Source organism: Desulforegula conservatrix Mb1Pa (genome assembly GCF_000426225.1).
Lineage (GTDB): Bacteria > Desulfobacterota > Desulfobacteria > Desulfobacterales > Desulforegulaceae > Desulforegula > Desulforegula conservatrix.
This window is the reverse complement of the sequence record NZ_AUEY01000108.1, coordinates 1-9,208: the sequence shown is the minus strand read 5'-3', so window position 1 is coordinate 9,208 and position 9,208 is coordinate 1. Positions and strand designations below refer to the sequence as shown.

Annotated in this window: 7 protein-coding genes, 2 tRNA genes, 1 rRNA gene and 1 pseudogene; 6 read left to right on the top strand and 5 right to left on the bottom strand. The window is 39.7% G+C overall.

Annotated features, from left to right (window positions below):
* Positions 1-184: pseudogene (locus tag K245_RS0119745) on the bottom strand (IS21 family transposase); the annotation flags it as partial.
* A gap of 178 nt (positions 185-362) precedes the next feature.
* Between K245_RS0119745 and K245_RS25615 the strand changes: the two are divergent.
* On the top strand, positions 363-635 hold the full coding sequence (locus K245_RS25615) for a DNA adenine methylase (protein ID WP_051284476.1): 273 nt from the start codon (positions 363-365) through the stop codon (positions 633-635).
* A 377-nt stretch (positions 636-1,012) separates the two neighbouring features.
* Here the strand turns inward: K245_RS25615 and K245_RS0119735 are convergent.
* Both K245_RS0119735 and K245_RS0119730 read right to left on the bottom strand, forming a co-directional pair.
* Positions 1,013-1,089: transfer RNA gene (locus K245_RS0119735), tRNA-Arg, on the bottom strand.
* A gap of 12 nt (positions 1,090-1,101) precedes the next feature.
* Positions 1,102-1,177 (bottom strand) — tRNA-His (locus K245_RS0119730).
* Positions 1,178-1,565: 388 nt separating this feature from the next.
* On the opposite strand from K245_RS0119730, the gene selB reads away from it, so the two are divergent.
* The 3 genes from selB (at position 1,566) to K245_RS0119715 (ending at position 5,938) form a co-directional block, all read left to right on the top strand.
* Positions 1,566-3,479, top strand: a complete 1,914-nt coding sequence (selB, locus tag K245_RS0119725; protein ID WP_027360570.1) for a selenocysteine-specific translation elongation factor — start codon at positions 1,566-1,568, stop codon at positions 3,477-3,479.
* Positions 3,480-3,521: 42 nt separating this feature from the next.
* Positions 3,522-4,664 carry a DUF2333 family protein gene (locus K245_RS25610; protein WP_084156451.1) on the top strand — a complete coding sequence of 381 codons (1,143 nt, stop codon included), beginning with the start codon at positions 3,522-3,524 and terminating at the stop codon, positions 4,662-4,664.
* Between the two features lie 95 nt (positions 4,665-4,759).
* Positions 4,760-5,938, top strand: coding sequence for an ABC transporter substrate-binding protein (locus K245_RS0119715; protein WP_027360569.1), 1,179 nt, complete (start codon positions 4,760-4,762; stop codon positions 5,936-5,938).
* Between the two features lie 355 nt (positions 5,939-6,293).
* Here K245_RS0119715 and K245_RS0119705 read toward each other — a convergent pair whose 3' ends face one another.
* Positions 6,294-7,091: an exodeoxyribonuclease III gene (locus K245_RS0119705; RefSeq protein WP_027360567.1), complete on the bottom strand. Its 798-nt coding sequence runs from the start codon at positions 7,089-7,091 to the stop codon at positions 6,294-6,296.
* Between the two features lie 195 nt (positions 7,092-7,286).
* Between K245_RS0119705 and K245_RS0119700 the strand changes: the two genes are divergently transcribed.
* Positions 7,287-8,354, top strand: coding sequence for an MBL fold metallo-hydrolase (locus K245_RS0119700; protein WP_027360566.1), 1,068 nt, complete (start codon positions 7,287-7,289; stop codon positions 8,352-8,354).
* Between the two features lie 151 nt (positions 8,355-8,505).
* Positions 8,506-8,937, top strand: a complete 432-nt coding sequence (gene tnpA, locus K245_RS0119695) for an IS200/IS605 family transposase (protein WP_027360565.1) — start codon at positions 8,506-8,508, stop codon at positions 8,935-8,937.
* A gap of 176 nt (positions 8,938-9,113) precedes the next feature.
* Here tnpA and rrf read toward each other — a convergent pair.
* Positions 9,114-9,208: ribosomal RNA gene (gene rrf, locus K245_RS27025) — 5S ribosomal RNA — on the bottom strand; the annotation flags it as partial.

Here is a 9,208-nt window from a genome sequence, read left to right as displayed (position 1 = left end):
AAGGGTCAGCGTGAGTTCGCCACCACCTATCACTGGATGCTTTCAGCTCGCTCGGCAGCTTGTCCAGATCCCTGTATTTCCTCGCTGTCTTTTCATCCATGCCAGCTTGCAATGCCGAGATTACAAGGCTTTTTCCCGCGCTTAAATTTTTCTTCAATTTCTTCACCTGATTGTCAGTGATCATCCAATGATCCTCCATATCACAACATTGGATAACCGGGTTTGCATTAAGCGGGAATTCTAATTGTCGTCAGGGGGGATTTATAACTGTCGTTGATCAAGTCAGGCTTGAGGAAGAAATGTCCCAGGTTCATCTGAGATTATCCGGATGCGTTATTGAGCATCTTCCTTAGCAGGAACTTGTGGGCAGATATGACAGGCCAGACACCTTCTTTTTTATTGACCCACCTTATTATAAAGCCCCATACTACAAGCATAATATGGTGTTGGATGATTATAAAGAAATGGCAGGGATACTCGGAAGCATAAAAGGCAAGTTTCTTCTAACCATAAACGACCTGCCTGAAATGCGTGAAGTGTTCAAGGATTTTAGCCTGAAGGAGGTCTCCCTGAAATACTCAGTGAGCTGTAGAAAACCAACAGAAGGCAAGGAACTGATCTTCACAAATTATTGATAAACCAGGCCCTGGTCAGGGAATAAACTTTTTTCTGGTCAGGGCTTTATAATCGGCATATTTTTGACAGGCTTGTTTTTGCGGAAATTCATTAGCGAGTGGTGCCAAAGCAGACGCAAAATGGTGCCAAAGCGCCCGCCGCTTTACACTTCAATGAAAAAAACACCTGGATACTTTGTAAGGTTTCGTTTCATCTTCGACATGATTCTATCTCCGTTCCACTTTTTTTGTTCCCACCACCATTCCCACCACGCATTATAGTTTTTCAACTATTTTATACGACACAACCATTACTGCTACGATGTGGAAAAGTAAAGCCCAGAAACAAAAAACCCCTGAAAACCGAGGCTTTCAGGGGTAAAGTATTTATTTTATTGTGGCACGCCCGGAGGGATTCGAACCCCCGACATTCGGATTCGAAGTCCGCTACTCTATCCAGCTGAGTTACGGGCGCAGAGAGAATAAATGGGGTGAGTAAAGGGATTCGAACCCTTGACATCCAGGACCACAACCTAGCGCTCTGCCAACTGAGCTATACCCACCACAAAAACATGCCTTCTCTAACAGATTCAGTGATATTTTAGCAAGCATTTTTTAGGTTTTTTTTGGTTATTATCCATTATGCAAGCTTAATAAGTCATTTTAAGCATGACTTTTCTGCCCCAATATAGGGTCGTTAGTATCTTAATTTTCTGGGCTGCACCAAGAAAAGAGTATAAATCCATAAAAGAAGTCAAATCACAGCTATTGAGATCCAGCAACACTTGATCAAACAGAGCTTCCTGTTGGCAAAGTTTACTTGACCGGCAACTAAAATATATATATTGATCTTCTAAAACATAGCTTCTTTGCCTTAGAAAGCATTTTAAGCCTAAAACAAATTATAATTATTAATATAATCCCTACATTAACCTATCAGGAGCTTACCCCTTGAAGGAAATCATTCTGGGAACAGCAGGGCATATTGATCACGGCAAAACGTCACTCGTAAGAGCCCTTACTGGAATAGACACAGACAGACTTAAAGAAGAAAAAGAGCGAGGCATTACAATAGAGCTTGGCTTTGCGTTCATGGATCTTCCGAGCGGAACCCATGTGGGAATTGTAGACGTTCCTGGACACGAAAGATTTGTAAAAAACATGGTTGCCGGGGTCACAGGTATAGACATGGTTGCCATGATAATAGCATCTGATGAAAGCATAATGCCCCAGACCAGGGAGCATCTTGAAATTTGCAGCCTTCTTGGTTTACAGCATGGATTGATTGTTCTTACCAAAAGGGATCTGGTCGAGCAGGAATGGCTTGATATGGTAATTGAGGACATTAAGGAATTCACCTCAGGAACCTTTCTTGAAAACTCTCCGATCATTCCGGTATCTTCTGCAACAGGCGAAGGTATGGATCAACTTATAAAAACAGTTGATAAAATTGCTGAAAATATCCCGGAAAAAAGCTCATCAGGGCTTTTCAGAATACCAGTGGACAGGGTGTTCACAATGAAGGGATTTGGAACAGTCATCACAGGAACTCTTGCTTCAGGAAAAATCTCCGTAGGTGACACTGTGATGATCTATCCCAAAAAGACCAACACCAAAATAAGAGGAATTCAGGTTCACAATTCTCCTGTGGAATCTGCAAGAGCGGGAATGCGAACAGCCATAAATTTCCAGGGACTTGACCTTGATGAAGTAAGCAGGGGAGATGTAATTGCACTCCCTGACACTCTAAAGCCGAGTTATCTTGTTGATGCCTCATTCACATATCTTAAAAGCAACGCAAGGGCCTTAAAAAACCGATCTAAAATAAGATTTCATGCTGGAACGGCAGAACTCCACGGAAATCTGATCCTTCTTGACCAGGAACAGGTTGAACCAGGAGAGACAGCCCTTGTACAGATCCGTCTCGACACTCCGGTCACATGTGTCAAGGATGACAGATTTGTCCTTAGAAGCGAAACACCGGTGAGAACTGTTGGTGGCGGGGTCATCCTCAATCCTATACCCAAAAAACACAAAAGACTCAAAGAGCACATATCAGAGGGACTTTCATCCATAACCGCCGGCGATATTGAAGCAGGAATAGATTTTCAGATTGAACAGACAGGTTACAACGGGATTTCGTTCGATGACATGAAACTTATGACAAATCTTTCAGAAAAGAAACTTGACGGAGTTATGTCCAAGCTTCTTTCAGACAGAAAGGCTGTTCAGGTTGATAAAGAAAACAGAATTTACATCCATGAAAAAACACTTTCTTCTTTCAATGAAAAGCTGCTTACTCTATTAACCAACTATCACAGACAAAACCCATTAAAAAATGGTATGCCCAAAGAAGAACTTAAATCCAAATTTCCTGATTTTGCAGGCGGAAAATTTTTCAATCACGCTATTCAGAGACTGATCAAGGACGGCAGGGTAATTCAGAGTGAAAATGTTGTACATCTTTCAACGCATAAGGTTGCTCTCCATGAAGATCAGCAGAAAGTAAAAGAAAGAATTCTGGAGATTTATACACAAAGCGGCCTGACGCCCCCATCTTTCAAGCAGATGTATGATGAACTGAATATTGACTCACAGGCTGCAAAAGATGTATTGTTGCTTCTCGTCAAAGAAGGAAAAATTATCAAAGCCAAGGATGACCTGTTTTTTGAAGCTGGTGCGATGAAAAATCTTGAGCAACAGCTTTACGATTTTCTAATTGCAAATGATGAAATTTCTGCGCCATTATTCAAGGATATGACAGGTCTTTCCAGAAAATATCTGATACCTTTGCTTGAATATTTTGACAGTATAAATTTCACCATAAGAATCGGTGACACAAGAAAACTTAGAAAAAGAACGTGATAATCAGATAAACCCCAAACCAGGAGCCAAACCAGGAGTCTGATGATGGATAACAAAAACGAAGAAAAAAAAGGTTATAAGCTTTACGCTAGCTTCCAGATGTTCAAGTACGTTATGGCGGCACTGATTGTAATGGTTTTTATCGGAGGAATTCTTTCATTCATAGAAAAGAAAAACCCCGAAATAGCCCAGCACCAAACTAAAGCCGAAGCCCCGGCAAATGATCCAGGCGAAGCTGTATCAGATGCAAAGCCTAGTGGTGAGGAAGGTCAAACTGAAAAAATAGCGGAGGCAGAAATCGAGCATGCTGTAACACCTGATAAATTTGAACTTAAGGAGCCAAAAGCTGCTGAAAGCCATGCTCCAAAAGCCCAGACCCAGGCAGAGGGACACTCACAGGAAGCACAGCCAGCCCGTGGTCTCTCAAAAAGCGGAAAACCAGCTGGCTGGGCTTTTGCTGAAGCAATAACCACGCCTCTAGAGAATGAGCTTAATAGATTCTATGGATGGAGACCAAATGATATTATAAAACCCACTGACAATGTTGAAAATATCCAGCTTGGAGTTCTGGAAGTAACAAGAAGGACCGTTGAAATACTTACAGAGCGCATAGCAAAAACCGGAAGCATACAAGCCTATCACCAGAGCCTTTTCAGAGCGAGAAGCAATTTCAATTACAGCCCTTATAAATTCTGGCTTCCTTCGGCTGAATCTGAATATGAAAACGGTATTAAAGAAATAAATGCATACAAGAAAAAACTTGGAACAGGCGAAGCAACGTTTTATACCAGAAGCGACAATCTTATTTATCTGCTTGATACTTACAGAAATATTATAGGTAGTTGTGAAGAGAATCTGGCCAAAATCAAGGAAGAAAACGGCGATGAAGTCAGCTTTTTCAAAGCGGATGATTATTTCTATTATGCCCAGGGCGTTGCGATTGCAATGTCCGAGGTGCTTAAAGCAATAGAAATTGATTTTGACGAAACGCTTAAAAGCAGAAACAGCTCCGAATCCCTCCACCATGCGATAGAATCGCTTGAGCATGCCCAGCATATTCATCCGATAATAGTCCTTAACAGCGACTATAGCAGTTTCTTTGCTAATCACAGGGCAAATATGTCCGCGCCATTCGGGCATGCTAAATTCTATCTCGGTGTAATGATCAGATCGCTTTCAACCTAAATTTGACATAATCTGCCTGGGCTCAACTGAGTTCAGGCAGATATAGATTCACCCCCCATTTTCATCCCATCTCACTATTTCGAGAGGTCACATTTATGATAAAAAACAAAAATTTCTTATTTATTTTTGCACTTCTTACATTTTTTATTGTTTATTCAGATTGTTCGGCAGAAAATGAAAAAATTAATCAAGAAATAGTCTTTGGGCAGTCATGCGACCTTGAAGGCCCATATAAAGACTTTGGAACCAGCTTCAAGGATGGAGCGACAGCATATTTATCCAAAATAAATGATGCAGGAGGCATAAAAGGCAAAAAAATCAGGATAATAACATATAATGACAACTCGGATTCAGGCCTCGTGCTTAAAAACACAGAAAGATTAATTGAAGTTGACAAGGTTTTTGCCCTTTTTGGCTACGCAGGCGTTACGTCAACCTACAGCAATATTATACCTTTCATTAAAAAAGCAAATATTCCATTCTTCGCCCCTGTTTCAGGGAGCGAGTCGCTTAGAACGCCTCTTGTCAAACAAATTTTCTGCCTGAGAGCCGGATTCAACGAAGAAGCTATTGCAATGATCGACAGACTGGTTGAAAAGGATCTTAAAAGGATTGGAATTGTTTACGAAGAGAATGAAACAGGATCGTCAGCGTTTGAATCAACTCGCAGAGTCATGGAAAAAAAGGCTGTGCCTGTTTCCTTCAGTGCTAACATATCATCAGATTTCAAAAACATTGATGAAGCAATTCAGACCGCAACATCCAACAATCCTGACGCTATACTGATTGCAGCCTCAAGCAGGGTTGGCTCGGAGTTCATTTCAAGGATCAAAGCGAAAAAGACAGAATCATTGCTTATTGCCTTCTCATTTGCAGATGGTGATACCATGGGGAAACAACTTCTGAATAAGGGTCTTGGAGTTATAATTAATCAGGTAGTGCCTTTCCCAAATTATCTTAAGATACCTGTAATAGCTGAATATACGAAATTATCTGAGAAATACACTCCAAAAGCAGAACCATCATTTGCTGGAGTTGAAGGATTCATAGCAGCAAAAGCTTTATGCAGAATACTGGAAGAAGCAGAAGGGGCGTCATTGACCCGTGAAGCCTTTTATAAAGCTGCTGAGGCACAGGAAGATACGGATATAGGAGGGTTCACATTCACCTTTTCTCCAAAAGAGAGGGCTGGCTCAAAATTTGTATATCTGACCCAGATAGGCCCTGGAGGGTTCGTTACTCCTATTAAAAACCTTTCTGATATATATAAATAGGACTAAAAAGGAGAGAGTTGCAATCTCTCCTTTTATAAATAATCGATCATTTCAAATATCGGCCTGTCAAATTTGGTGGAGTTGCAAAAAGTCAAAAAACGAAGGTGGAGTCATGCAGGGCTTGATCAGGCATCTTAGTATTTTCAGATACTTCTGGATTCAGAATCCCTGTTTCACAGGGACAGGCCCCGCCGGAATGACGGAAATCGGACATTTTACTATTTTGTCAAATCATCATCACAAAATAAATTTCTCAAATTCAATGTGGCTCAACCGCCAATTCAAACCTGCCCCTCTACCAAATCAGTAAAGGGAATAACAACAAACCGGCATGCGTTCAGTATAGTATGTTGATTCACACAGACTTCTTGATATCAAGTACAAGTCCGACAGGACAGTGGTCTGATCCATATATATCATTGTTTATAAAGGCATCAGCAACCCAGTCGTGATTGAAGATGTCATCTGTTACAAAAAAATAATCTATACGCCAGCCGACATTGTTCTTTCTCGCGTTTGCCCTGTATGTCCACCATGAATATTTCACAGTTTCAGGATATAGCGTTCTAAATGTATCCACATATCCATCTCCCACGATTCTATCGAGCCAGTCCCGCTCAACCCTAAGGAAACCGGAGTTTTTTTCATTGGCTTTTGGATGCTTAAGATCAATTTCATTGTGAGCTGTGTTATAATCTCCGGCAATTACTATGCTCTTGCCAGAGCGCTTTAGTTCGTTTACACGGCAGAAAAGAGACTCGTAGAAATCAAGCTTATATTGAAGTCGCTCATCACTCATCTGACCATTGGGGAAGTATACATTAAAGAAAACAAAATCACCAAAATCCATTTCAATAACCCTGCCCTCTTCATCCAAATAGCCTATACCAAAATCCGTTGTGACTGACAAAGGTTCTATCCTGGAATATACTGCAACACCACTATACCCCTTTTTTATTCTGGAGCATGACCACCATGACGAATAACCGTATATATTTCTTATTTCTTCGGTGATCTGATCTGGCTGTATCTTAGTCTCCTGAATTGCGAGAATATCAGCATCAAGCTTCAGAATCGAACTAACAAAATCCTTTTTAATAGATGCACGTATCCCGTTGACATTCCATGATATGAGTCTAAGCTTTTTTTTCATTTTACAAACGCCTGTTTAGAGTTTAATATACATTCAATTATTAAATTAGCTATTCATTTCAAATAATTACAATTTTTACCAGCTTCGCTGATAGCATATGCGACACTATTTCCCCCAACCAAACGAATAAATATAATAATGAATAATACTACGGAAAAAATATTAGCCAAACTGTCCCAAAATGGAATAGTAATTTTGGCAAAATCTCAAGATCCTGGCAGAGGTAGCGATATTGCAAACACCTATCTATTTGAGATAAATGATAAACAGTATATTATTGACACAGCCTGCGGCAAAAAAAGATCTGATGAAATCAAAAAACATCTATCAAATAAATATAATTTTGACATTCTGTGCACCCATTACCACAACGACCACATAGCAAACAATGGAAAAATTTCTAAGAAAAACAGTAAAATAATATACCATTTTAATGCATATGAAAAAATCAAATATCTAAGGACAAATGGTACCGGCCAGATTATTGAGATGGCCAAATCAATGCGCCTTAGACCTCTTCTCAAAAGATTCAAAATGTTCAGCAGAACACAGCTCGGTATCATAATGTTTCTAAATAAAATATCACCTCTTCTGCCCATGATACTTCTTTTTTTTACAAGCTATTTCTATTCGCTATTTACTATAGGCAGAATACATTCCGGAAAATCAAATATTTGTATTCTTTGGGAAAAATACAAGAAAGCCATAGATCTTAAGAAAATATCAGTTCAAGGATGGGTGATTAATGAGGGGCTTTATGCTTTCGAAACTCCCGGGCACACAGATGACCATATCATGTATTACCTTGAACCAGCCAAAGCGATTTTTGTAGGAGACTGCCTTAATTTTCTGAACCCCAATGATATTCAGTTTGGTGATATTGAAGAGACATTCAGGAGTTTTGTTTTTTTAGAAGAATTCGTACATAAAGAAGATATAGAAATATTAGCTACAGGCCACTATATGCCGATCATCGGAAATGAAGAAATATTAAAATACATAGACGACTCAAAAAGAAAACATATTGAAATTCTTGACCTTATAAAAGAACTTATAGAAAATAAAAATGCTCCGATAGACTTGGAAGAAATATTTGAGGATATGACAAAAAATGAATCATCTGAACTTGTAAAGAAGGTCGTGAAGCTTACATTTCCAAGATCTACGCTTATATTCCTGGATGTTTTCATTCTTAAGACCCTTAAAAGTCTAAACTATAATCTTAGATCAGACGGTCTTTGGGAAAAACCAGAAGCTACTTGATGTTAGCTTATGAGAAAACCGTCTAATAAACAGCTGATTTCATAATTAACCCCCGGCTCTGCCGGTGGACTCACAGAGTTTGACAGATCATGGAATAAGAAGAAGTCTCCAATAACTGAACCGCCTAAAGTTCAAGTTAAAGGAGACTTCAATGAGTGACAGACAAAGCCTAAGCCATAGTGCCTGGGAATGCAAGTATCATATAGTATGGATTCCAAAGTATAGAAAAAAGACTATTTATGTAGAATTGAGGAAATATTTGGGAGATGTATTTCGAGATTTGGCCAGACAAAAAGAAAGTGCAATATTGGAAGGCCACTTGATGTCAGATCATGTTCATATGCTTATTTCGATTCCCCCAAAGTATTCTGTGGCTCAAGTAGTAGGCTTTATAAAGGGGAAGAGTGCAATAAGCATTGCAAGGAATTATGGTGGCCGGAAAAAGAATTTTACTGGTCAGAATTTTTGGGCAAGAGGCTATTATGTATCGACAGTTGGCAAAGATGCGCTGGCGGTTCGAGAGTATATTAGAAAACAAGAATATGAGGACCGCAGAATTGAACAGTTAAGACTGTTTGATTAATCACCTTTAGGTGATCCCCATTTTTTACCGCTTTGAGCGGTTCAGAATTCCATGCCACCGGCTTTGCCGGTGGTCGGTGACTATTTAATTTGTACTATTTATCTAATCTGAAAGATAGAACGCACAAATAAAAAAGGCTTTTGCTAAAATAATAATAGCAAAAGCCTTAAAATAGAAATCGGCGGCGACCTACTCTCCCACGCAGCTACCCACGCAGTACCATCGGCGCTAAAGGACTTAACTTCTGTGTTCGGGATGGGAACAGGTGTAC